The sequence below is a fragment of the Martinezella miluonensis genome (assembly GCF_900094545.1).
In the GTDB taxonomy this organism is placed as follows: domain Bacteria; phylum Pseudomonadota; class Alphaproteobacteria; order Rhizobiales; family Rhizobiaceae; genus Rhizobium; species Rhizobium miluonense.
In genome coordinates this window covers 81,571-103,885 of record NZ_FMAH01000021.1, presented here as the reverse complement: position 1 = coordinate 103,885, position 22,315 = coordinate 81,571, and the positions used below count along the sequence as shown (strand labels likewise).

Annotated in this window: 21 protein-coding genes; 14 read left to right on the top strand and 7 right to left on the bottom strand. The window is 59.4% G+C overall.

Going from position 1 to position 22,315, the window contains the following annotated elements; translation table 11 throughout:
- The coding region (locus GA0061102_RS17850) for a transposase (RefSeq protein ID WP_208858660.1) at positions 1-212 on the top strand (212 nt) is incomplete at its 5' end.
- Positions 213-383: 171 nt separating this feature from the next.
- On the opposite strand, the gene ndk is transcribed toward GA0061102_RS17850, so the two are convergent.
- Positions 384-806 carry a nucleoside-diphosphate kinase gene (gene ndk, locus GA0061102_RS17845; RefSeq protein ID WP_004122188.1) on the bottom strand — a complete coding sequence of 141 codons (423 nt, stop codon included), beginning with the start codon at positions 804-806 and terminating at the stop codon, positions 384-386.
- Positions 807-997: 191 nt separating this feature from the next.
- Here ndk and GA0061102_RS17840 point away from each other — a divergent pair, with 191 nt between their 5' ends.
- The 6 genes from GA0061102_RS17840 (at position 998) to GA0061102_RS17815 (ending at position 6,967) form a co-directional block, all read left to right on the top strand.
- Positions 998-1,507: a DinB family protein gene (locus GA0061102_RS17840; RefSeq protein ID WP_092851629.1), complete on the top strand. Its 510-nt coding sequence runs from the start codon at positions 998-1,000 to the stop codon at positions 1,505-1,507.
- A gap of 156 nt (positions 1,508-1,663) precedes the next feature.
- The gene (locus GA0061102_RS17835; RefSeq protein ID WP_092851627.1) at positions 1,664-2,164 is read left to right on the top strand and encodes a hypothetical protein; all 501 of its coding nucleotides are present in this window, start codon (positions 1,664-1,666) and stop codon (positions 2,162-2,164) included.
- A gap of 48 nt (positions 2,165-2,212) precedes the next feature.
- On the top strand, positions 2,213-4,102 hold the full coding sequence (locus GA0061102_RS17830; RefSeq protein WP_092851623.1) for an ABC-F family ATP-binding cassette domain-containing protein: 1,890 nt from the start codon (positions 2,213-2,215) through the stop codon (positions 4,100-4,102).
- Between the two features lie 106 nt (positions 4,103-4,208).
- The gene (locus GA0061102_RS17825; RefSeq protein ID WP_092851622.1) at positions 4,209-5,099 is read left to right on the top strand and encodes a polysaccharide deacetylase family protein; all 891 of its coding nucleotides are present in this window, start codon (positions 4,209-4,211) and stop codon (positions 5,097-5,099) included.
- A gap of 322 nt (positions 5,100-5,421) precedes the next feature.
- Positions 5,422-6,345, top strand: a complete 924-nt coding sequence (locus tag GA0061102_RS17820; protein ID WP_092851619.1) for a Gfo/Idh/MocA family protein — start codon at positions 5,422-5,424, stop codon at positions 6,343-6,345.
- Between the two features lie 76 nt (positions 6,346-6,421).
- Positions 6,422-6,967 (top strand): GrpB family protein, encoded by a 546-nt coding sequence (locus GA0061102_RS17815; RefSeq protein ID WP_092851614.1) that lies wholly within the window; start codon positions 6,422-6,424, stop codon positions 6,965-6,967.
- Positions 6,968-7,101: 134 nt separating this feature from the next.
- On the opposite strand, the gene GA0061102_RS17810 is transcribed toward GA0061102_RS17815, so the two are convergent.
- Positions 7,102-7,551: a DNA polymerase III subunit chi gene (locus GA0061102_RS17810; protein WP_092851610.1), complete on the bottom strand. Its 450-nt coding sequence runs from the start codon at positions 7,549-7,551 to the stop codon at positions 7,102-7,104.
- Positions 7,552-7,583: 32 nt separating this feature from the next.
- Positions 7,584-9,080, bottom strand: coding sequence for a leucyl aminopeptidase (locus GA0061102_RS17805; RefSeq protein WP_092851605.1), 1,497 nt, complete (start codon positions 9,078-9,080; stop codon positions 7,584-7,586).
- A gap of 205 nt (positions 9,081-9,285) precedes the next feature.
- On the opposite strand from GA0061102_RS17805, the gene GA0061102_RS17800 reads away from it, so the two are divergent.
- The 7 genes from GA0061102_RS17800 to rsmA all read left to right on the top strand — a co-directional run bounded on the left by GA0061102_RS17800 (position 9,286) and on the right by rsmA (position 17,820).
- The gene (locus GA0061102_RS17800) at positions 9,286-10,068 is read left to right on the top strand and encodes a phosphatase PAP2 family protein (protein WP_092851650.1); all 783 of its coding nucleotides are present in this window, start codon (positions 9,286-9,288) and stop codon (positions 10,066-10,068) included.
- A gap of 102 nt (positions 10,069-10,170) precedes the next feature.
- Positions 10,171-11,349 (top strand): LptF/LptG family permease, encoded by a 1,179-nt coding sequence (locus GA0061102_RS17795; RefSeq protein ID WP_092851599.1) that lies wholly within the window; start codon positions 10,171-10,173, stop codon positions 11,347-11,349.
- Positions 11,346-12,431, top strand: coding sequence for an LPS export ABC transporter permease LptG (lptG, locus tag GA0061102_RS17790; RefSeq protein ID WP_092851598.1), 1,086 nt, complete (start codon positions 11,346-11,348; stop codon positions 12,429-12,431). The genes GA0061102_RS17795 and lptG overlap by 4 nt, the downstream gene beginning before the upstream one ends.
- Positions 12,431-14,806, top strand: coding sequence for an LPS-assembly protein LptD (locus GA0061102_RS17785; protein ID WP_092851596.1), 2,376 nt, complete (start codon positions 12,431-12,433; stop codon positions 14,804-14,806). Before lptG ends, GA0061102_RS17785 begins: the two co-directional genes overlap by 1 nt.
- 210 nt (positions 14,807-15,016) lie before the next feature.
- Positions 15,017-15,961, top strand: a complete 945-nt coding sequence (locus tag GA0061102_RS17780; RefSeq protein ID WP_092851594.1) for a SurA N-terminal domain-containing protein — start codon at positions 15,017-15,019, stop codon at positions 15,959-15,961.
- A gap of 6 nt (positions 15,962-15,967) precedes the next feature.
- Complete coding sequence (gene pdxA / locus GA0061102_RS17775) at positions 15,968-16,993, top strand: 4-hydroxythreonine-4-phosphate dehydrogenase PdxA (RefSeq protein ID WP_092851592.1); 1,026 nt, start codon at positions 15,968-15,970, stop codon at positions 16,991-16,993.
- Positions 16,993-17,820, top strand: coding sequence for a 16S rRNA (adenine(1518)-N(6)/adenine(1519)-N(6))-dimethyltransferase RsmA (gene rsmA, locus GA0061102_RS17770; RefSeq protein ID WP_092851590.1), 828 nt, complete (start codon positions 16,993-16,995; stop codon positions 17,818-17,820). The genes pdxA and rsmA overlap by 1 nt, the downstream gene beginning before the upstream one ends.
- 24 nt (positions 17,821-17,844) lie before the next feature.
- Here rsmA and gmk read toward each other — a convergent pair whose 3' ends face one another.
- The 4 genes from gmk to fabF all read right to left on the bottom strand — a co-directional run bounded on the left by gmk (position 17,845) and on the right by fabF (position 22,202).
- Positions 17,845-18,507, bottom strand: a complete 663-nt coding sequence (gene gmk / locus GA0061102_RS17765) for a guanylate kinase (RefSeq protein WP_092851588.1) — start codon at positions 18,505-18,507, stop codon at positions 17,845-17,847.
- Between the two features lie 3 nt (positions 18,508-18,510).
- Positions 18,511-19,398 carry a YicC/YloC family endoribonuclease gene (locus tag GA0061102_RS17760; protein ID WP_092851586.1) on the bottom strand — a complete coding sequence of 296 codons (888 nt, stop codon included), beginning with the start codon at positions 19,396-19,398 and terminating at the stop codon, positions 18,511-18,513.
- 109 nt (positions 19,399-19,507) lie between these two features.
- Positions 19,508-20,722: an endolytic transglycosylase MltG gene (mltG, locus tag GA0061102_RS17755; RefSeq protein ID WP_092851645.1), complete on the bottom strand. Its 1,215-nt coding sequence runs from the start codon at positions 20,720-20,722 to the stop codon at positions 19,508-19,510.
- Between the two features lie 217 nt (positions 20,723-20,939).
- Positions 20,940-22,202: a beta-ketoacyl-ACP synthase II gene (gene fabF / locus GA0061102_RS17750; protein WP_092851584.1), complete on the bottom strand. Its 1,263-nt coding sequence runs from the start codon at positions 22,200-22,202 to the stop codon at positions 20,940-20,942.
- Positions 22,203-22,315: the final 113 nt, after the last annotated feature.

Genomic DNA, 22,315 nt, shown 5'->3' with positions numbered 1-22,315 from the left:
GGCTCAAGCCCTGGGGCAAGGCCATCTACAAACGACGGAAAGAGACGGTCGAGCGCTCGTTTGCCGACGCCAAACAGTTGCATGGTCATCGCTACGCGCGGTTCCGAAGTCTCATCCGGGTCCAATGCCAGTGCCTGATGGCCGCAGCCGCCCAGAACATCAAGAAGATCGCAATGGCCCTCACCAAGGCCAGCCAACCGAGCTCCGCATAAGCAGAGGGAATCTGAACGGCCCGTTCAAAACATCCAGTCAACCTCGAAACTCAACACAAAATAAAACCCCGCCAAAAAATGACGGGGTTTGTCAGCGGTCTGAGCCGGGATGCGATCCCGGCTTTCTCTGAGTCAATTCAAGTCGTTCAGCGCGAAAGCTGAGGGACTGATTCAGCCAACGATTTCCGTTTCGGAGAACCAGTAGGCGATTTCGACGGCAGCCGTTTCCGGAGCGTCCGAGCCGTGAACGGAGTTTTCGCCGATCGACAGGGCGAAGGTCTTGCGGATCGTGCCTTCGTCAGCATTGGCCGGGTTGGTGGCGCCCATGATTTCGCGGTTCTTCAGGATGGCGTTTTCGCCTTCCAGGACCTGAACGATGGTCGGGCCGGAGGTCATGCCTTCAACGAGCTCGCCGAAGAACGGACGTTCCTTGTGAACGGCGTAGAAGCCTTCGGCTTCGCGCTTGCTCATCCAGACGCGCTTGGAGGCGATGACGCGCAGGCCGTTGTCTTCAAAAACCTTGGTGATGGCGCCAGTCAGGTTGCGCTTCGTCGCATCCGGCTTAATCATCGAGAAAGTACGTTCAATCGCCATGGGTCCGTTCCTTGTAATCAGAGAAAAGTGGGCGGTGTTTACCTGCCTCAAAGCCCGAAAACAAGGGGGATCGCCCAATTTCACGCCGCTGTCACAGTCGGAGCGGCCGATTCGCGATGGGCCCAGTAGCGCTGCGAAGGTTTATTGGCAAACTTGGCGACAACATCGTCACACCATGGAGGAGAAGCCATATGCTCAAACATTTCAGGATGCTCGCCGATTACAATCGCTGGGCCAATGTTCAGGTCTACAACGCGGCAGCTGATCTCAGCGATGCCGAATTTAACGAAAACCGCGGCGCCTTCTTCGGTTCGCTCCACGGAACGCTGAACCATCTGCTGATAGCGGACCGGTTGTGGATGCACCGTTTCAACGGCGCCGGCGAAGTGCCGGCATCACTTGATGTCGTCCTGCATTACGATCTCGAAGGGCTTCACGCTGCGCGCGAGGCAGAGGATCGAAACATCATCGTCTGGGTGGAAACGCTCGATGCCGATGCTCTCGCCGCCGACATCACCTATACCTCGATCCTGCGACCGGGCGCCATTACCGTTCCCCTCCATGTGGCGGTATCACATATGTTCAACCACCACACCCACCACCGTGGTCAATGCCACATGATCTTGACATCCATGGGCAAACCTTCGCTGGTCCTTGATCTCCTCCACTTCCTGCGCAGCGAAGGACGGCACTGGATGTAAGCCAGAGGCGAGCTCACATTTCGCCTCTTCGCTCAAGCGTTGATCACATGCCTCATTTTGTTGCGATGCAGCGTGAATAGGCCGTTTTGTTCATGTTCCCTTAACCTGGGGGCCTGCAGATTGACGAGATATATCAGATCACGGTCATGAGCAGGCATGAAGAACTCGCAGACAGGCGTTTCGGCATATTCCATCGACGGCGATGAAACGGAAACCGAGCTCGAGATCATCGGCCGCTTCATGACGCGGCTGAAGGTGAAAAACCTGCCGCGCAACTACCAGCTCTTTCATGAGGCGCTTTACGGACAGGACAGAGGTCTTGCCGAGGAGATCGAGGCGCTTGGTCCCCTTCCCTCGCAAAATGGGCTCGACGAGATCGGTCTGAAACATCATCTCGTCAGCCATTGCGGACTGGTGGCGCGGAAATCCGAAAGCGACGCGGCGGAAATGCTGCGCGAAGTTGCGGATCAACTTGCCAAGGGGCTGATGAAGAAGCAGCATTTCGCCCGCGAGGTCGAAAGATCGCCAAAGGTCAGTGCTACTCTCGACAACCTCAACGCATCCCTCAGCAATCTGATGCTCTATGAGACGGAGCTGACGGAGAGGCTCAAGACCTGCGCGAAGCCGCAAAAGCCGGCGCGCAGCACGAACGCCTGAACGCTTTCGACTCTTGCCTTCGGCGTCGAGTTCGGCCAAAACCGCGCCATGATTTCGATTTCAGACCTTTCCGCCCGCATTGCCGGCCGCCTTCTCATCGACCATGCCAGCGTGACGCTTCCGGCGGGCACGAAGGCCGGCCTCGTCGGCAAGAACGGCGCTGGTAAATCCACGCTGTTCAGGATCATTACCGGCGATTTCGCTGCCGAAAGCGGCTCGGTCTCGATCCCGCGCAACGCACGCATCGGCCAGGTCGCGCAGGAAGCGCCCGGCACCGAGGAACCGTTGATCGATATCGTGCTTGCGGCCGACAAGGAACGTGCGGCGCTGCTCGTGGAAGCCGAAACAGCGACCGACCCGCACCGCATCGCCGATATCCAGACCCGGCTGGCCGATATCGGCGCCCATTCGGCCGAAGCGCGTGCCGCCAGCATCCTTGCCGGTCTCGGTTTCGACCACGAGGCGCAGAAGCGCCCCGCCTCCTCCTTTTCCGGCGGATGGCGCATGCGCGTGGCGCTCGCTGCGGTGCTATTTTCGGAGCCGGACCTTTTGCTGCTTGACGAGCCGACGAACTATCTCGACCTCGAAGGCACGCTCTGGCTGGAGGACTACATCCGCCGCTATCCGCACACCGTCATCATTATCTCACACGACCGCGACCTTCTAAACACGGCTGTTAATGCGATCGTCCATCTCGATCAGAAGAAGCTCACCTTCTATCGCGGCTCCTACGACCAGTTCGAGCGGCAGAAGGCCGAGGCCGACGAACTGCAGACGAAAGCCAAAGCGAAGAACGACGCTGCACGCAAGCATCTGCAGAGCTTCATCGACCGTTTCAAAGCCAAGGCAACGAAGGCGCGACAGGCGCAATCGCGCGTCAAGGCATTGGAACGGATGGGGACTGTTGCCGCCGTCATCGAAGATCATGTGATGGGCTTCAGCTTTCCGGAACCCGAGAAGCAGCCAGCCTCACCCATCATCGCAGTCAGCGGCGGTGCCGTCGGCTATGAGCCTGAAAAGCCGATCCTGAAGCGCCTGAACCTACGCATCGATGCCGATGACCGCATTGCCCTGCTCGGCTCGAACGGCAACGGTAAATCAACCTTCGCGAAATTCATCTCCGGCCGGCTCGATGCCGAGAGCGGCGATGTGAAGCTGGCGCCGAGCCTGAAGATCGGCTTCTTCGCCCAGCATCAGCTCGATGACCTCGTGCCAAACCAGACGGCCGTCGAGCATGTGCGCCGCCGCATGCCCGAAACGCCGGAAGCGAAGGTGCGCGCCCGCGTCGCGCAGATGGGGCTGGCGACAGAGAAGATGGACACGCAGGTCAAGGATCTCTCCGGTGGCGAGAAGGCTCGCCTGCTGATGGGCCTTGCCGCCTTCGACGCACCGAACCTGCTGATCCTCGACGAACCGACGAACCATCTGGATATCGACAGCCGCAACGCGCTGATCCAGGCGCTGAACGACTATCCCGGCGCCGTCATTCTCATTTCGCACGACCGCCATCTGATCGAGGCGACGGTCGACCGGCTGTGGCTGGTGCGCGACGGCACGGTTTCGAACTTCGACGGCGACCTCGAAGACTATCGCAGCCTCGTCGTTGCAAGCCCGAAGCCGAGGGACGACAAGGCCAAGGCGAACGGCAGCGACGATTCCGTTTCCAAGGCGGATCAGCGCAAGCTCAATGCCGACCGCCGCGCCTCGCTGGCGCCGCTCAAGAAAAAGATCAACGAAATCGAATCCTTGACCGGCAAGCTTGAAAAACTGATTCAGGCGCTTGATGCGGAACTTGCGGATCCCGCCCTTTACGAGAAGGCGCCCGCCAAGGCTGCGGAGAAGGCAAAGCAGCGCTCTGACGCGGCTGAAAAGCTCGCCACTGCGGAGGAACAATGGCTGGAACTTTCATCGGAATATGAAAGCGCGATGGCCGGTTGATCTCAGTGAATTCTCAGCGGTTCCGAGACAGATCCTAACCGATCATTAACCATAATTACGGAAAGTGCGCTCAACCTTCATTGACATTGAGTGTTGAGCGATTCCCATGAACTACCGTGTTTTACTGGCTGGCCTAGCCGTGTCCCTGGCCTTGGGAGGCTGCGCGTCGAAGCCGGCCACCGACGCATCGCTCAAGACCGGCTATGCGGCCGAGGAGCCGCGGCACAAGCCGCTGAAAGCCAACGATCCCGTCGATATGGAGCCGAAGAAATGGCTCGTCGCCGATCTGGAGACGCGCGAGCTGGAAAGCATGAACGGCCCTCACAGCCTCGCCGGCCGAACGCTGGAAGTCGCTTCGCTCAAGGACATCAGGCTTGCCGACAAGGAAATCATCCTGACCTTCGATGATGGCCCTGCCCCCGGCAAGACGGACCGCATTCTCGCCGCGCTCGACAAGTTCGGCGTGAAGGCTGCCTTCATGATGGTCGGGGAAATGGCGCAAGCTCATCCGGCGACCGCGCGCGAGGTTCTCGCGCATGGCGACGCGATCGGCAGCCATACCTTCCGCCATCCCGATCTCGACAAGATGACCTTCGACGCAGCCATGACCGAAATCGCCCGCGGCAAGGACGCCGTCACCAAGGCGATCGGCACGGACGTGCCCTTTTTCCGCTTTCCCTATCTGGCCGACTCCAAGCGCCTGCGCAACGCTATCGCCGCCCGCGACATGATCGTCATGGATGTGGATATCGACAGCAAGGATTATTTCAGCTCGACGCCTGCTGCGGTGGTGGATCGAACCATGAAGCAGCTCCATCAGCGCGGTCGCGGTATCGTTCTGATGCACGATATCCACCAGCGCACGGTCAGGATGCTGCCTGTTCTCCTGAGCCGTCTCGAAAAAGAAGGCTACAAGGTCGTTACGTTGAAATACAAGAGCAAGCCGACCCCAGCATCCAGTCTTGTCGCCCAGGCCGAAACCACAATGGTGCGTTGAGGCGGATCACCGCCTCAAGACTGCATGAGAGATACAGCCTCGGAAGCATGGTTACCTCCAAGGCCATATTTTGTTTTGGGCACAGACGTTACCGTCATCCACGGCACCTCGCTCCCGCTGCCCATGCATCGTCGTCTCGAACGCGGGGACGGCCGCTCACTCTCTGCAATTTGTCGCCGAAAAGGTGCTCCAGTCGAAGAGGCACAGATGATGTCGGGCTTCGATGCGGAGTGCGCGACCGCATTTGCGATGAACCGCCCTTGCCCATCGGCGCTATTCTGATAAAGATCGGATCAATAATCATACTAATCGAGAGACACCCATGTCCCCCATCAAGCTCGCTATTGTCGGCGTCGGCAAGATCGTCCGTGATCAGCATCTTCCGTCTATCGCGAATAATCCGGATTTCGAGCTGATCGCCACCGCAAGCCGCCATGGTACGGTCGAAGGCATTCCGTCTTTCACGGCCATCGAAGCCATGCTCGATGCCGTGCCAGCAATCGACGCGGTCTCGCTCTGCATGCCGCCGCAATATCGTTACGAAGCGGCCTATAAGGCGCTCTCGGCCGGCAAGCATGTTTTCCTGGAAAAGCCGCCGGGCGCGACCTTGAGCGAAGTGGCGGATCTCGAAAATCTCGCCAAGGCAAAGGGGGTTTCTCTCTTTGCAAGCTGGCATTCGCGCTATGCGCCCGCAGTGGAAGCTGCCAAGGCTTTCCTTGCCGGCACGACCATCCGCAGCGCCCATGTGATCTGGAAGGAAGATGTCCGCCATTGGCATCCGAACCAGGAATGGATCTGGCAGGCCGGCGGCCTTGGCGTCTTCGATCCCGGCATCAACGCGCTGTCGATCGTCACCCATATCCTGCCGCCGCTCTTCCTGACCAGCGCGACGCTGGAATTTCCGGAGAACCGCGATTCTCCGATCGCCGCCGACCTGCACTTCAAGAGCGGAGCGGGCCTTCCCGTCCATGCCGAATTCGACTGGCGCCAGACCGGCAAACAGAGCTGGGACATCGTCGCTGAGACGGATGCTGGCCAGATGGTTCTTGCCGAGGGCGGCTCCAAGCTTTCGGTCAACGGTGAACCGAACTTCTCCGCGCCGGAAGCCGAATATCCTTCGCTCTACCGCCGTTTCGCCGAGATCGTCAAAGCCGGCACTTCGGACGTCGATGTTTCGCCGTTGCGGCACGTCGCCGATGCCTTCATGCTCGGCAAGCGCAAATTCGTCGAAGCTTTTTACGATTGATAGGCATTTCCCGGTGAAGACAATTCGATCCGCAACGTGCTAGCGTAGCACATCGTCCTCATCGGAGATGATGCCTATGGCATCGGAACATGAACAATCCTTCGGGCTCGGCGTCGGCAACAAATCTGTCAAGCTCGCCGAGCCAAATCAAAGCTGGCATGAAGCCTATTTGCTGGAGGAAGCCGCCATTCGCGGCGCTCTTGGCGACCTTGTCGTCGATATCCAGCATTTCGGCAGCACCTCCATTCCGGAGATCAAGGCGAAGCCGATCATCGACATTGCGGTGGGTGTTCGACTCTTCGACGACGGCCTCGCCTGCGTCGAACCGATGGCATCCATCGGCTACGTCTACGCCGGCAGCAATATCGTTCCCGACGATCATATTTTTGGCCGTGACATCGAAGGGAACACCCGCACGCACCTGGTGCATGTGGTCGAATATGACGGCCCGACCTGGCGCAACTTCCTGATCTTTCGCGACCGGTTGCGCAAGGAACCGGAGCTGGCTCATGCCTATGAGGCGCTGAAGATCGAGCTGGCGGCAAAGTATGCCAATGATCGCGCAGCCTATACGGCGGCGAAGAAGGATTTTATCCAGAAGATCCTTTCGGAAGGCGACTAAAGCGCATCGCGATCCCTCAGATTCGCTTCTTGCGCTTTAGGCCTTTGATCTTTTGCATGTCGTTACCGCAAAACCGCGAAACACTTTTGCGCGACATGCTTTAGACTTGCCTACCCGGCAAAGCGGGAGAAGCGTTAAGCCTTCTTCTCCCAGCGACCGTCCTGCGTCTGCTGCCAATAGGTGAGATTATGCCCCTCGCCTTTCAGGCGCTTCCATTGGGCACGGGCGCTTTCCAGTTGCTCCTGATCATAGCCGTCGAACATCAGCACGACACGCTGGTAAGCCCCGACATCCGTCGCCTCGGCGCCATCGATGAAAAACCGCACGGTGGCGTCATTTATGTTGTCGGGAGAGACTGTCAGCAATACGGGCTGCCGCTCCGCCATCTCGCCTTCATCGGTGCCATGCGGCAGGAAACTGTCCTCACGATAGGTCCAGAGATGGGTATCGAGAAGATCGCGCCGCGCCGGCTCCCGCATCTGCACGGCGACCTGCCAGCCGCGCTCGACGCTCTTGTCGATCAGCGGTGGCAGGGCGTCTTCGAGCTTCGATTCGGTCAGGTGATAGAAGAGAACGTCTGTCATGCCGCCTCCTCTATCTCACAAAACCCGGCTGGTCACGATTCGTAGTTGGCGCGGACCAGCTCGTCGAGCAGGCGCACGCCGAAACCGGAGCCCCAGGACTGATTGATCTCGTCCTGAACCGAACCCATAGCGGTGCCGGCAATATCGAGATGCGCCCATGCCGTTTCACCAACGAAGCGCTTCAGGAACTGCGCGGCGGTGATCGAGCCGGCGTGGCGGCCGCCGGTATTCTTCATGTCGGCAAACTTGCTGTCGATCATTTTGTCGTAGTCCTTGCCGAGCGGCATCCGCCACAGGCGCTCGTCGGTGATAAGCCCGGCCGCCGTCAATTCGTTCGCCAGCTTGTCGTCGTTGCAGAAGAGGCCTGCCTGCAGGTTGCCGAGGGCGACCAGGATGGCGCCGGTCAGGGTCGCCAAGTTGATCATGAATTGCGGCTTGAAGCGGTCATTCGTGTACCAGAGCGCATCGCAGAGCACGAGCCGGCCTTCGGCATCCGTGTTGATGATCTCGATCGTCTGGCCGGACATGGAGGTAACGATATCGCCCGGGCGCTGGGCATTGCCGTCAGGCATGTTCTCGACCAGGCCGATGACGCCGATGGCGTTGACCTTGGCCTCGCGCGCGGCGAGCGCGTGCATCAGGCCGGTAACGGCAGCGGCCCCACCCATGTCGCCCTTCATGTCCTCCATGCCGGCGGCCGGCTTGATGGAGATGCCACCAGTGTCGAATACGACGCCCTTGCCGACGAAGGCGACCGGCTTATCCTTGGCCTTGCCGCCCTTCCATTGCATGATTACCAGACGCGGCGGGCGGGCTGAGCCCTGCGCCACGCCGAGCAGCGCGCCCATGCCGAGCCGGCGCATTTCGCGCTCCGTCAGAATTTCGACTTCGACGCCAAGCTTCTCCAACTCCTTGGCCTTAGCGGCGAACTCAACCGGGCCGAGCACGTTCGGCGGTTCGTTGACGAGGTCACGCGCAAGGATCACGCCGCCTGCAATGGCTTCGGACGCTGTAAAGAGCTTCTTGGCGGAAGTCGCATGCTGGGTGACGATCGTGACCTTCACGGCCTTGCGGGAGCCGCTCTTCTCGTCATCCTCCACCTTCTTCGTCTTGTAGGTATCGAAGCTGTAGGCACGCAGCAGCATGCCCAGGGCAAAATCGGCAGCCTGCTTGGCTTCGACCTCGATGCCCGGCGCGTCGAGGAAGATGGCAACCTTTTCGACATTGCGGACCTTTCCAGCCGCGCCGCCGCCGAGCTTCAGCCAGTCATGAGCGCTCAGATCCTTCGCCTTGCCGGCACCGATGACGATGATCCGATCAACGGGCGCAGCTTCGGGAGTGATGATATCCAGACTGCTCAGCGCCTTGCCCTTGAAGCCCGATACGGGCGCGGCTCTGGCGAAAACATTGGCCGGATCGGCGCTCTCGGCGCCCGCCGGCAGGTCCCCGTCCGTACCTTTCAGGAGGATAGCCAGACCACCGCTGAGGCGAGCCGACTTGGCGAAGGAAATCTCGAATTTCACAGACATTTCTGCTCCGATAATCACGCATGGTAATAAAGAGTACTTGCTGCAATCATCATTCAAGGTTTCGCTAGGGAATACAAGCGATTGGCGAAGCATTCCCTTGACAAGCGATTTTGGCGACTTCAAATTCCGATCATTCAGCGCGGCCACACCAAAGCCACGCCGTTTCGCCGCCGCCCAGTGGCCTTATCTTTTCCGGAAAGCCATCTTGATCGTAAACTTCAACAGCTCGAACCGCGGAGATCCCTTTTCCGGAATTCTGCGCCCGCGCACCGCCGGCGATGCTTTCATCACCCTCTTCTGCCTCTGGTGGGCGCTGCTTGGACTATTTGCGCTTTTCCCACAGATCGACCTCGCTGTCGCAAACATGTTTTTCCTGCCGCAGCAGTGCCTTGCCCTTGCGAAACCCGATCAGATCTGCGGCAATTTCCCATACAGCGACGATCCGAGCATGAAGCTGCTCCGGGAGATATTCTTCCAGATTCCCTACGTCGTCGCCGCCGTGCTGGTGTGGATGCTGCTTCGATGCTGGCAGCATCACGGGGCGACCTTCAACACGCTCAGAGCCCGCAATCTCAAGGTCGCGCTCGGCTCCTTGCTGATCGGGCCGGTGCTAATCGTCAATCTCTGGCTAAAGGCCTTCTCGGGCCGTCCGCGGCCGCGGCAAACGGATCTGTTCGGCGGCACGCTCGATTTCGTGCATGCGGGATCGTTTGCCGGCAAATGTGTCAGCAACTGTTCCTTCATCTCGGGCGAGGCTGCGTCTGCAGGTTGGCTGTTTTGCCTGATCTTCATCATACCGCAGCCGCTGCGTCTCACCGTGGCTCTGCCGATTACCGCCGTTTCCCTCCTGATTCCGGCGCTTAGAGTGGCTTTTGGCGCGCACTACCTCTCCGACGCCGTCCTCGGCTGGCTGTCTTCGGTCGTCGTATTCGCCGCGCTGCTGGCATTATCTCAAACGACACACAACAGAAGAATCTCGGAAAATTAACGATTTTTTTGCGAGTTGGTTGTCGCCAAAAAAACGCAAACAGCGTAGAGGAGGATGAATCTCTGTCGGCTTGCCCGGCGAGTGTTGCGTTTAAGGGCCGGCATGAAGTTATTCGAGATATATATCGTACGGCGTGCCGGTATGATGTTCCTGGTGGCCCTGCTGCCGGTGCTTGCCATTATTTGGACCACGCAGGTCCTGCAGCGCATCAATCTCGTGACCGACAGCGGCCAGTCGATGGGCTCGTTCGCGAAGCTCGCGACCCTCATTCTGCCGACCATCATTCCAATCGTTCTGCCCTTCGCTCTGGTTATCGGCATCACGCAGACGCTGACGCAAATGAACAGCGATTCCGAGCTGACGGTCATGGAAGCGGCGGGTGCCAAGCGCAGCATCATCATCCGCCCGATCATGATTCTCGCCATCGCGATCAGCACATTCTCGTTCTTCGTCGACAATGTGGTCGAACCCAAGGCTCGCGTCGTTGCCCGCCAAATGGTGGCGGAAGCCTATGCCGACCTTCTTTCGACCGTTATCGAAGAGAAGAATTTCCGGCGTATCGAAGACGGGCTTTACGTTCAGATCTCGCAGCGCCTGTCAGGGCGTATCCTCAAGGGATTGTTCGTCGTGGATTCCCGCGACCCAGCCTTCGACCTGATCTATTATGCGAAGGAAGGCGCGGTCGATCCGAGCGGCACGTCCCTGCTAATGAGGGACGGCGAAGTTCATCGCAAGACGGCCGACGGCAGCGTCTCGGTCATCAAATTCGATTCCTATTCCTTCGATCTTTCCGACATGACTCAGAGCCGCGGCCAGGCGACCCTGCGCGCCAGCGACCGCAGCCTCGCCTTCCTGTTCAATCCGGATCCGAATGATCCAGACGTCAAAGCACGGCCAGGCAATTATCGATCGGAACTACATCGCCGCCTCAATGAATGGGCCTTGCCCGCCATATTTGCGCTGATCTCTCTGGTGATTGCCGGGGATGCGCGCTCGCATCGCGAAGCGCGGCTGCATCCGATGGTGTCGGCATTGACGATCGCCTTCGCGCTGCGCTGGGCCGATTTCTATGCCGCAAACCAGATCGACAGCAATCCCAAGTTCGTCGGCGTTCTCTACGCGATCAACATCATTTCGGCTGCTGTCGCCATCGCACTGCTGTTGCGTAATCGCAAAATGACGGTGCCGCTAACGATCCGGAACCGTCTCAGCAGCTGGCGGCAAAGAATCCAGGACCGCCTGCCGACGGCGCCGGGCGGACCGAACGGGAGCGGTGCATGATTTTCAGCACGCTCGGGCGCTATTTCTTCAGTCGTTACATTATAACGACGCTCTGGTTTTTCCTGGGCGTTGTCTCGATCGTCTATCTCGTCGATTTCAGCGAGAATGCCGGCCGGCTATCCGGGCTCCCCGGCTATACGGTTTCGCTCGGCCTGGTGATGACGGCCGTCAGGCTGCCGTTCATTCTGCAGCAGACGGTGCCGTTCATTGCACTTTTCGTCGGCATGACGGTGCTGATCGCGCTCAATCGCCGCCGCGAACTTGTCATCGCGCGCGCAGCCGGCATTTCCGTCTGGCAATTCATGACGCCGTTCATTGTGGGCGCCTTTTGCGTGGGACTGGCGACCATGCTCGCCCTCAACCCGGTCGCCGCATGGGGCCAGCGCCAGGCAGAAACGATGGAAGCGGATCTGCGCGGCGATCCTTCCTATCACAACAAGCTTTCGGTTCCGTGGCTGCGTCAATCGAGCGGCAAGGACGATACGATCATCGGTGCCAAGGCCATTCTGGACAATGGAACGACGCTGATGGGCGTTGTCTTTATCCACTTCGATTCACAGGGAAATATCGTTCTCCGCCAGGATGCGGAGTCGGCAAAATTGGAAAATGGTTACTGGCTTCTTAACGGTGTCGTCGAGCGGCGACCCGGTGAAATGCCGGAGCATAAGAGTTCGGTACAGGTCCGTACGAATCTGAAACAGGATTTTGTCTCCCAGCGCCTGGCGCAGCCGGAAACCATTGCTTTTTATGATCTTTCTAATCGAATAAAGGTCGCACGCTCGTTCGGCATCTCGACCAATGCACTCGAAACGCAATTTCACTCGCTGCTGTCACAGCCTTTCCTTCTGGTGGCAATGACGCTGATCGCAGCAACTGTGTCTCTAAAATTCAGTAGATTCAACCAATCGCGCTCCGTGATTCTAGGTGGAATCCTCTCCGGCTTCGTGCTTTATGTTGTCACCGTGCTTGTAAAGGCATTCGGGAGCAGCGGAGTGGTTCCTCCCTTCGTGGCGGCATGGATACCCGTGATCGTCGCATTGGCATTCGGAGCAACGATCCTGCTTCATCAGGAGGACGGCTAGTGGCGGCAGGCAACCGCAAGAGTATCAGGAAGATTGTGGCTGCCCTTGTTACGGGCACGGCCGCATGCGCATATATTATGAGCCCAGTCGTCGTGTACGCTCAGGCCAACAACAATGGCGGTACTGGCGCTGTGACCTCTCCCATTAAGGTCAACGTGCCGGAGGGCTCTAAACTCGTCCTCTCGTCCAACGAACTGACCTATAATAAGGACGCACAGATCGTCACCGCCACCGGTGCCGTTCAGATCAACTACGGCGGCTACAGAATGGTCGCCCAGAAGGTTGAATACAATCAGAAATCCGGTCGGATGATGGCTCTCGGCAATGTCGAGCTGATCACTCCGGACGGCAATCGCATGTACGGTGACAAGATGGATGTCACCGACAGTTTTTCCGATGGCTTCGTGAACGCCCTGCGCATCGAAATGCCGGACAATACCCGTCTTGCCGCCGAAAAGGGCGAGCGGGTCGGCGGCACGCAGATGATTCTGTCGAAGGGCGTTTACACCGCCTGCATGGCCTGCTCCGAGCAGGGCCGAGCTCCGCTGTGGCAGGTCAAGGCACAGCGCGTCGTCCAGAACGGCGTCACGCATACCGTGCGTCTCGAGCATGCCCGCTTCGAGCTGTTCGGTCAGCCGATCGCCTACATCCCGTGGATCGAAGTTCCCGACAATACGGTAAAACGCAAGTCCGGCTTCCTGTTTCCGTCGGCGAGCATCTCGCAGCGCCTCGGCGTTGGCCTGAAGGTCCCTTACTACTACGTCATATCGCCCAGCATGGATGCGACGGTGACTGCCACCGGCTTCACCAACCAGGGCCTGTTGCTCGAAGGCGAGTTCCGTCAGCGTTTAGAGAACGGTACGCATGTTCTGCGCGTCGCAGGCATCGACCAGATGAATTCCAGCAAGTTCAATGCCGGCTCTAGCGATGCCGAGCATGACTTACGCGGGATGGTCTCGTCCAAGGCGGACTTCAGGATCAATCCACGCTGGACCTTCGGCTGGGACGTGATGCTGCAGAGCGACAACAACTTCTCGCGCACCTATGGCCTGGAAGGTGTCAACCAGAGCACGCACACGAACCAAGCCTACCTGACCGGCCTCGGAAAGCGCAACTATTTCGATATGCGCGCCTTCTACTACAATGTGCAAAACGCGGATGACAGCAGCATTGCCGAGAAACAGCAGGCATATGTCTATCCAAGCATCGACTATCACTATGTCGATCCGAAATCGGTTTTGGGCGGCGAGCTGTCAGCGACGATGAATTTCACGCACCTATCGCGTGACAAGACCTCCGTGCTCGACGCCACCACTGCTCTTGGCGATTCCAGCCTGAACGACCGCTATCTCGGTCTTTCCGGAAACTATACGCGTCTGAGCACTGAGCTGCAGTGGCAGCGTACCTTCACCACCGATCAAGGTCTGGTGCTGACGCCGTTGGCTGCCGCTCGAGGCGACGTCTACGGCCTCGATATGAATGCACCGGGGGCCGGCACTTATTCCGGCAACTACGACAACAACGACTATGCGACGCGCGGTATGGTCACCGCGGGTCTCGAGGCGAAATATCCGTTCCTCATTACTACGAGCAACAGCACGCATGTGTTCGAACCGATCGCGCAGATTTATGTGCGGCCCGACGAGCAACTTGCCGGCCGATTGCCGAACGAAGATGCGCAGAGCTTCGTTTTCGATGCGACCAATCTGTTCGATCGTGACAAGTTCTCCGGTTTCGACCGCGTCGAAGGTGGCACGCGAGCAAACGTGGGTTGGCGCTACACAGGCAGCTTCGACAACGGCTACAAGTTGCAGCACATCTTCGGCCAGTCCTATCAGCTTGGCGGCCGCAACTCCTTCGCGACCACCGATCTTGCCGGTGTAGGGTCGGATTCTGGCCTTGAAACCACTCGATCCGACTATGTCACGATGTTCGGCTTGACGACGCCGCAGGGCATCTCGCTCGCGACGTCCTATCGCTTCGACGAAAAGGACTTTGCCTTCCGTCGTGGCGACACATCGGTCGGCTTCTCGAATGATATATTCCAGACGTCGTTGATCTACACCCATATCGCCGCTCAGCCGCAATATGGCTTCACCAGCAATCAGGACGAAATTCAGTCGCGCGCACAGGTCAAGTTCAAGGAATACTGGTCGGTCTTCGGAACGGTCAGCTATGACATCAACAGCGGTGATTTCACCCGTCAGGGTGTCGGCGTCTCATATGAGGACGAATGCACGATCTTCACCGTCTCGTTCCTGAACAAGAAGGATTCGACTGCGCAGGCCGCAAGTGATTGGTCCGTCGGCGCCCGCCTGACCTTCCGTACGCTGGGCGATGTCAACCTCGGCAACGTTCAGAACGCAACATTCTGATTGCTATAAAGATTAGATAAAGCCGGCTTCATCGCCGGCTTTATTATTTCAATGCGGGCCGCCATTCCGTTTGCGTCATTGTTTCGCCGCAAGGATTTTGCAATTCATCGCGCTTGATGTAGACAGATGGCGCAAAGTTGCCGTATTGCGCCTATGGCGCGTGCCGACATGGCACATGCCGACAGAAAGACCTTTGGGAAGGGGTAGTTGATGTTTTCTGGAAAGACACCGATGCGCGCTGCACTGTTCGGAGCCGCAGCCTTGGTTATGGCAAGCTTCGCCGTACCGAGCAGCGATGTCGCCTTTGCGGCAAGTGAGGTCAAAGTCCTTGTCAACAGCCAGGTCATTACATCGGGCGATATCGCCAAGCGAGTCAACTTCCTCAAGTTGCAGCGCCAGAAGGGCGACCTGAACAAGCTCGCAAAGGAACAACTTGTCGACGAGACGTTGAAGCGTGCGGAAGTCGCGCGCCTGCGCATGTCGGTATCGACATCTGACGTCGATGCTGCCTTTGGCCGCTTTGCCTCTAGCAACAAGATGTCGACGGAGCAGCTCGGGCAGATCCTCGAAAAGATGGGCGTGACCGTCGAGCACTTCAAATCCTATATCGCCATTTCCATGAGCTGGCCGCGCGTAGTGAATGCCCGCTTCGGCTCAAGCGGCCGTCTCTCGAACGACGCTCTCGTTACCCGCATGACGGAGAACAAGACGAAGCCGGTCACGACGGAATACTTCCTGAAGCAGATGGTTTTCGTTGTTCCGACAGCAAAGCGGAATGCCATCCTGAAGTCGCGCAAGGCCGAAGCTGATGCATCGCGCTCCAAGTTCCCTGGTTGCGATCAGGCGAAAGCTTTTGCAGCGACCATGCGGGATGTTTCCGTTCAGGATCTTGGCCGCGTGCTCGCACCCGACGTTCCGGAAGTCTGGAAGCCGTTGCTCGAAAAGGCGTCCGGCAACACGACCGCGTCCGTCGTCACCGACCGCGGTGTCGAATATATCGCAATCTGCTCGCAGCGTCAGGTCAACGATGACGTCGCCGCAGCAGCCGTCTTCCGTGCCGAGGATATCGGCAAGAACAACGCCCAGGGCGTCAGCGCCAACGATAAGAAGTACATGGATGAACTGCGCACCAAGGCGCAGATTGTCTATCGCTGATCGCCGATGCCGTCGCGCCCATCCATCCCCCTGGCGCTCACGCAAGGGGATCCGGCAGGCATAGGTCCCGATATCACGCTCGCCGCCTGGCTGCGTCGCAGCGAGCTTGATCTGCCGCCTTTTCTGTTTCTCGGCGACGCAGGTGTTCTTGGGACGCGTGCCTCGCAGTTGGGCCTGAACGTGCCTCTGAAGGAGGCCGATCCGGCCACCGCCTGCGACATCTTCCGCGATGCCCTGCCGATCCTGCCGATCGAGGCTGGAATGAGCGTCGTCGCCGGCGAGCCGCATGTCGCCACCGCAAAAGGGACGATCGCCGCCATCGAAATGGCAGCCTCGCTCAGCATGAGCGGCAAGACGTCGGCGGTCGTCACGAACCCGATCGCCAAATCGGTCCTCTATGATGCGGGCTTCAGCTTTCCCGGTCATACCGAGTTCCTGGCGGATCTCGCAACGCGCGCGACCGGCAGGCCGGTCATGCCCGTCATGCTTCTGGCCGGCCCCAAGCTCCGCGCCGTCCCGGTCACCATCCATATTCCGCTGAAGGATGTGCCGCAGGCCTTGACCACCGATCTCATCATCGAGACGTGCAGGATCACCGACCATGACCTGCGAACCCGTTTCGGCATTTCCAAGCCACGCCTGGCGGTTGCTGGCCTCAATCCGCATGCCGGTGAGAACGGTGCGCTCGGCAAGGAAGACGACGAGATCATTAGGCCTGCAATCGACGCGCTTCGCTCGGAGGGTATCGATGCCTTCGGCCCCCTGCCCGCCGACACCATGTTCCATGACGAGGCTCGCCGCCGATACGATGTCGCCATCTGCATGTATCATGATCAGGCGCTGATCCCGGCCAAGGCGCTCGGCTTCGACGACTCCGTCAACGTCACGCTCGGACTGCCATTCGTTCGCACCTCCCCGGACCATGGCACCGCCTTCGGCATCGCCGGCAAGGGTGTCGCCAAGGAAGGCAGCCTTGTCGCCGCCCTCAAGCTGGCAAGCGAGATCAGCAGCAAGACCGGAAACAATCCCTAATGGCCGCTCTCGATGGCTTGCCTCCCCTCCGCGATGTGATCCAGCGCCACGGCCTCGACGCACGCAAGGCGCTTGGCCAGAACTTTCTCCTCGATCTCAACCTGACGCAGAAGGTTGCGAGGACCGCGGGTTCGCTTGAAGGCGCCACCGTTTTCGAAGTCGGGCCTGGGCCTGGCGGCCTGACGCGAGCCATCTTGGCGCTTGGCGCAGCCAAGGTCATCGCGGTGGAGCGTGACGCTCGTTGCCTGCCGGCTCTGGCAGAGGTTGCCGATCACTATCCCGGCCGGCTCGAGGTGATCGAGGGCGATGCGCTGAAGACGGATTTTGCTGCCCTTGCGCCCGACGGACCGGTCAAGATCATCGCCAACCTGCCCTACAATGTCGGCACGCAGCTTCTGGTCAACTGGCTCCTGCCGGCGCAGTGGCCGCCCTTCTGGCAGTCACTGACCCTGATGTTCCAGAAAGAGGTGGGACAACGGATCGTGGCGCAGGAAGATGACGATCATTACGGCCGGCTCGGCGTGCTCTGTGGCTGGCGTTCGGAGGCGCGTATGGCCTTCGACGTATCCCCGCAGGCCTTTACGCCGCCGCCAAAGGTAACGTCGACCGTGGTCCATCTGACGCCGAAGGAAAACCCTATCCGTTGCGCTGTCGACAAGCTGGAGAAGGTGACGCAGGCAGCCTTCGGCCAGCGGCGGAAAATGCTGCGCCAGAGCCTGAAGCCGCTCGGCGGCGAGGCGCTGCTTATCAAGGCCGAGATCGACCCGCAGCGCCGCGCGGAAACACTGTCCGTGGAAGAATTCTGCCGGTTGGCGAACTGCCTGTGATTGGATCGGAGCCGCCGACCGGCCTCAGAGCTTCGGCGTCTCTTCCAGCAAATCCCGAACGAAATCGAAGATGCCGTGCCGGCGATCGCGACGCAGCCGCTCCGCCTTGACGATCGACTGGACTGCGTCGAAGGCAACGTTCAGGTCATCATTGATGATGACATAGTCATATTCGCGCCAGTGAGCGATCTCGGCCCGAGAATTGGCGAGACGCATGGCGATGACTTCTTCGGAATCTTCAGCGCGGCGATGCAAGCGCGATTGCAGCTCCGTCATGGTCGGTGGCAGCACGAAGATGGAGACCACATCGGCCGGCATCTTCTCTTGCAGCTGCTGCGCACCCTGCCAGTCGATATCGAAAAGCATGTCGCGGCCTTCCGACATCGCGGTTTCCACCGGCTCGCGCGGCGTGCCGTAGAAGTTGCCATGCACCTCGGCCCATTCGAGCAGCGAGTCGGAATCGCGAAGGCGCTCGAACTCGCGCTGCGAGACGAAATGGTAATGCACTCCTTCGATCTCGCTCGGGCGGCGCTGCCGCGTCGTGACGCTCACGGAAAGGCTCACCTGCTTGTCTTTATCCAGCAATGTGCGCGCGATCGTCGACTTGCCTGCGCCTGATGGAGAGGAGATGGCAAGCATCAGCCCCCGGCGGGCAATCGGAATGGATGTGGATGTCGCCGGCTTCATGGCCTACTCCAAATTCTGGACCTGTTCGCGGAACTGGTCGATAACCACCTTCAGCTCGATACCGGCGGCAGTGACCGCAGCGGCATTCGATTTGGAACAGATGGTATTCGATTCCCGGTTAAATTCCTGTGCAAGAAAATCAAGCTTGCGGCCAACAGGCCCGCCCTTGGAAATAAGATCGCGTGCTGCCGCCACATGAGCCTGCAGGCGATCGACCTCTTCGCGAAGATCGGCCTTGGTCGCAAGAAGGGCCGCTTCCGCATGCAGCCTGTCGCGGTCGAGGCCAGACGATCCTTCAAGAAGCATCGCGACCTGTGCGGCCAGCCGCGTTACGATTTCCTGCGGCGAGCGCGAGGGATCGAGCTCGACTGTGCTCGTCAGCGTCTCAATCGTGGCGACCTGGCCGAGCAAGATCTGGCCGAGTGCCTGGCCCTCCCGTCCACGCATGTCGTGAAGATCTGCGAGAGCTGCCGTCAAGCCAGCCATGATGTCGGCATCGCGTGCGGCAACCACCTCCTCGCTCTCTTCGGCTTCCTTGAATTCCACCAGGCCGCGAACCGCCATAAGGCTATCCAGCCGCAGCGGCGCGGGGTCGATAATCCCTGCGAGCTGATCCCGCAGCGCGAGCAGAGCCGACAGCGCATCCTTGTTCACGACGACCTCGACCCGGCTTTCCTCGACGGACAGCGACAGGCCGACCTGGAGATTGCCGCGGGAGAACCGGTCGGAGATCAGCTTGCGGACATCCGTCTCCAGCCGCTCAAGCCCTTGCGGCAGGCGCAGCCGGACATCCAAGCCCTTGCCGTTCACAGACCGTAGCTCCCATGCCCAGCGACCGCGCCCGCTCGTTCCCTCACGCCGGGCAAAACCGGTCATGGACTGCAATACCATGCAAGCCTCCGAAAATTCCTGTCCCCAATCGATCGAAAATCATCGGATTGGGGATCAATGTAAAGTGAAGCCGCGCCATGGCTTCATCGAAGCCATGGCGCAACAAGGATCAGTTGGTCTTCTTCTTTTGCTGAGTGCCAGAGCCCGGAGCTGTCGTGGCATCGTCGGGCTGACCGTCGACGGCAATTGCACTCGGATCTTCGCCCTTCTCGGCGACCAGCTTGCGCCAGCGCTTGACGTTGGCATTGTGCTCTTCCAGCGTTGCGGCGAAGACATGACCGCCCGAGCCGTCAGCGACAAAATAAAGATCCTGCGTCTTCCAGGGGTTGGCGACGGCTTCGAGCGCATCCTTGCCCGGATTTGCGATCGGCGTCGGCGGCAGACCCTTGATGATATAGGTGTTGTAAGGCGTCTCTTTCTTCAGGTCCGACTGATAGATCGGCCGATCGGACGGCTTTCCTTCCCCGCCGAAGAGACCGTAAATAATCGTCGGATCCGACTGCAGACGCATGCCTTTACCGAGACGATTGAGGAACACGGAGGCGACATGAGCACGCTCATCCGCAAGGCCGGTTTCCTTCTCTACAATGGAGGCGAGCGTCACGAAATCCTGCTTGTTCGCCAGTTGCACGTTTGGATCGCGCCTACCCCAGATCTGCTCGACCAGCTTTTGCTGCGCCCCCGCCATCTGTTCGACGATTTCGGTGCGCTTGGTGCCGCGCGTGAATTTGTAGGTATCGGGCCTCAGACTACCCTCTGCCGGCAACGCCGACGGCAAATCGCCTTCCAGCACGGTATCGGCTTGCAGCTTGTTGAAAATCTGCCGAACCGTCAGCCCTTCGGGCAGGGTCACCGAATAGAGGATGGATTTGCCCGACTTCAGCAGTTCCATGATGTCCTTCATGGAAGCGCCGGCCTTGATCTCGTATTCACCGGCCCGAAGCGTTTCATTTTCATGCAGATAAGTGGTCGTCAGCCAACGGAAGATGCGCTGATCGGTGATGATGTTGTTTGATTCGAGGCGATTGGCGATCTCGTTCAGACCTGCGCCGTTGCGCACGATGAAATTCGTGTTGGTCGTCAGCGGACCGGGGCTCCGATAGATCGAGAAAGCGTAATAGGTGCCCGCAACAGCCGCGATGACGACGAAAACCACCAGCGTCATCAGGAAGTTCAGAAAGATCACCATCTGGCTGCGGGCTTTGCGCGAACGCTTCGGCGGATCCGGAACACGCTCCGGACGCAGGGCTTCGCTTGCCGATTTCGGGATGATCGGCCCCTTCTGTCCGTTCGGAGTTCCGTTGCTCTGGTTCGTATCGCTCACCGGCAATCCCTTCCTTTTTCTATTGCCTGCTCTTTGGCCAAGCAATGCGGCAAAAAACAGGTTCAGAAGATAAGGCGGAACCCGCTCAGGGCTCCGACTTAGACCGATCAGACATTACCGCGACGCATCGCGGAGATGCACACAAGCACGGTAACATTCGGGAACGGCGCGCCGGCTTGCCGAAGAACACTCCCGCTTTAGCAGTTACGCGCTGTTATTATGCCTCATAACGGCGCAGGACAAGCGACGCGTTCGTGCCGCCGAAGCCGAAGGAGTTCGACAGCGCGACATTGATCTCGCGCTCGCGGGCCTTGTGCGGAACAAGATCGATGGCGGTCTCGCGCTCGGGGTTATCGAGGTTTAGTGTCGGCGGAGCGATATTGTCACGGATGGCGAGCGTGGAGAAGATCGCCTCGATCGCGCCGGCAGCGCCGAGCAGATGGCCGGTCGCCGACTTGGTCGATGACATCGAGATCCTCGACGCGGCGTTGCCGACCAGACGCTCGACAGCGCCAAGCTCGATCGTATCCGCCATGGTCGAGGTGCCGTGGGCATTGATGTAGTCGATATCAGCCGCGGTTAGGCCAGCTCGCTTCAGCGCAGCGGTCATGCAACGGAATGCGCCCTCGCCGTCCTCGGAGGGGGCGGTGATATGGTGGGCGTCGCCCGAGAGGCCATAGCCGACCACTTCAGCGTAGATCTTGGCGCCGCGCGCCTTGGCGTGTTCCAACTCTTCCAGAACGACGATACCGGCGCCCTCGCCCATGACGAAGCCGTCACGGTCGCGATCATAGGGGCGCGAAGCCTTTTGCGGAGCGTCGTTGAAGTCCGTCGACAGCGCCTTGCAGGCGGCGAAGCCCGCAAGCGAGATACGGCAGACCGGAGCTTCCGCGCCGCCCGCGACCATCACGTCGGCATCGCCAAGCATGATCAGGCGGGCAGCATCGCCGATGGCGTGCGCACCGGTCGAGCATGCGGTAACGACCGCGTGGTTCGGGCCGCGCAGCTTGTGGCGGATGGAGACCTGGCCGGAAACGAGATTGATGAGACGTCCCGGAATGAAGAAGGGCGAGATGCGGCGCGGACCCTTGTCGCGCAGCGTGTAGCCAGCTTCGACAATGCCTTCGAGGCCGCCAATGCCCGAGCCGATCATGACGCCCGTGGCAATCTGATCCTCATCCGTCTTGGGGTGCCAACCGGCATCCGCCAGCGCCATATCGGCGGCTGCCATGCCGTAGACGATGAAGGGGTCGACCTTGCGCTGCTCCTTCGGCTCCATCCAATCGTCAGCATTGAAGGTGCCGTCGGTGCCGTCGCCGACAGGAATGCGGCAGGCAATCTTTGCGGGGAGATCTTCGACCTCGAATTCGGTCACGAGGCGCGCGCCGTTGTGCCCAGCGAGCAAACGCGTCCAGGACACCTCCGTGCCACAGCCCAAAGGTGATACCATGCCGGTACCCGTGATAACGACACGTCTCATCGCCCGCAGACCCCCGTCTTTTTATGATGATATGCGTATGAACATTGTTCGCCTGGCTTCGCCGGACGAAATAGGGCGGACTCTTCAGCCCGCCCCTTCAAAAAGCGCAAGAG

Coding starts and splice junctions, on each gene's coding strand:
- ndk (WP_004122188.1), bottom strand. CDS start 806: ATGGCGATTGAACGTACTTTCTCGATGATTAAGCCGGATGCGACGAAG.
- GA0061102_RS17840 (WP_092851629.1), top strand. CDS start 998: ATGCTCAAACATTTCAGGATGCTCGCCGATTACAATCGCTGGGCCAAT.
- GA0061102_RS17835 (WP_092851627.1), top strand. CDS start 1,664: ATGAAGAACTCGCAGACAGGCGTTTCGGCATATTCCATCGACGGCGAT.
- GA0061102_RS17830 (WP_092851623.1), top strand. CDS start 2,213: ATGATTTCGATTTCAGACCTTTCCGCCCGCATTGCCGGCCGCCTTCTC.
- GA0061102_RS17825 (WP_092851622.1), top strand. CDS start 4,209: ATGAACTACCGTGTTTTACTGGCTGGCCTAGCCGTGTCCCTGGCCTTG.
- GA0061102_RS17820 (WP_092851619.1), top strand. CDS start 5,422: ATGTCCCCCATCAAGCTCGCTATTGTCGGCGTCGGCAAGATCGTCCGT.
- GA0061102_RS17815 (WP_092851614.1), top strand. CDS start 6,422: ATGGCATCGGAACATGAACAATCCTTCGGGCTCGGCGTCGGCAACAAA.
- GA0061102_RS17810 (WP_092851610.1), bottom strand. CDS start 7,551: ATGACAGACGTTCTCTTCTATCACCTGACCGAATCGAAGCTCGAAGAC.
- GA0061102_RS17805 (WP_092851605.1), bottom strand. CDS start 9,080: ATGTCTGTGAAATTCGAGATTTCCTTCGCCAAGTCGGCTCGCCTCAGC.
- GA0061102_RS17795 (WP_092851599.1), top strand. CDS start 10,171: ATGAAGTTATTCGAGATATATATCGTACGGCGTGCCGGTATGATGTTC.
- lptG (WP_092851598.1), top strand. CDS start 11,346: ATGATTTTCAGCACGCTCGGGCGCTATTTCTTCAGTCGTTACATTATA.
- GA0061102_RS17780 (WP_092851594.1), top strand. CDS start 15,017: ATGTTTTCTGGAAAGACACCGATGCGCGCTGCACTGTTCGGAGCCGCA.
- pdxA (WP_092851592.1), top strand. CDS start 15,968: ATGCCGTCGCGCCCATCCATCCCCCTGGCGCTCACGCAAGGGGATCCG.
- rsmA (WP_092851590.1), top strand. CDS start 16,993: ATGGCCGCTCTCGATGGCTTGCCTCCCCTCCGCGATGTGATCCAGCGC.
- gmk (WP_092851588.1), bottom strand. CDS start 18,507: ATGAAGCCGGCGACATCCACATCCATTCCGATTGCCCGCCGGGGGCTG.
- GA0061102_RS17760 (WP_092851586.1), bottom strand. CDS start 19,398: ATGGTATTGCAGTCCATGACCGGTTTTGCCCGGCGTGAGGGAACGAGC.
- fabF (WP_092851584.1), bottom strand. CDS start 22,202: ATGAGACGTGTCGTTATCACGGGTACCGGCATGGTATCACCTTTGGGC.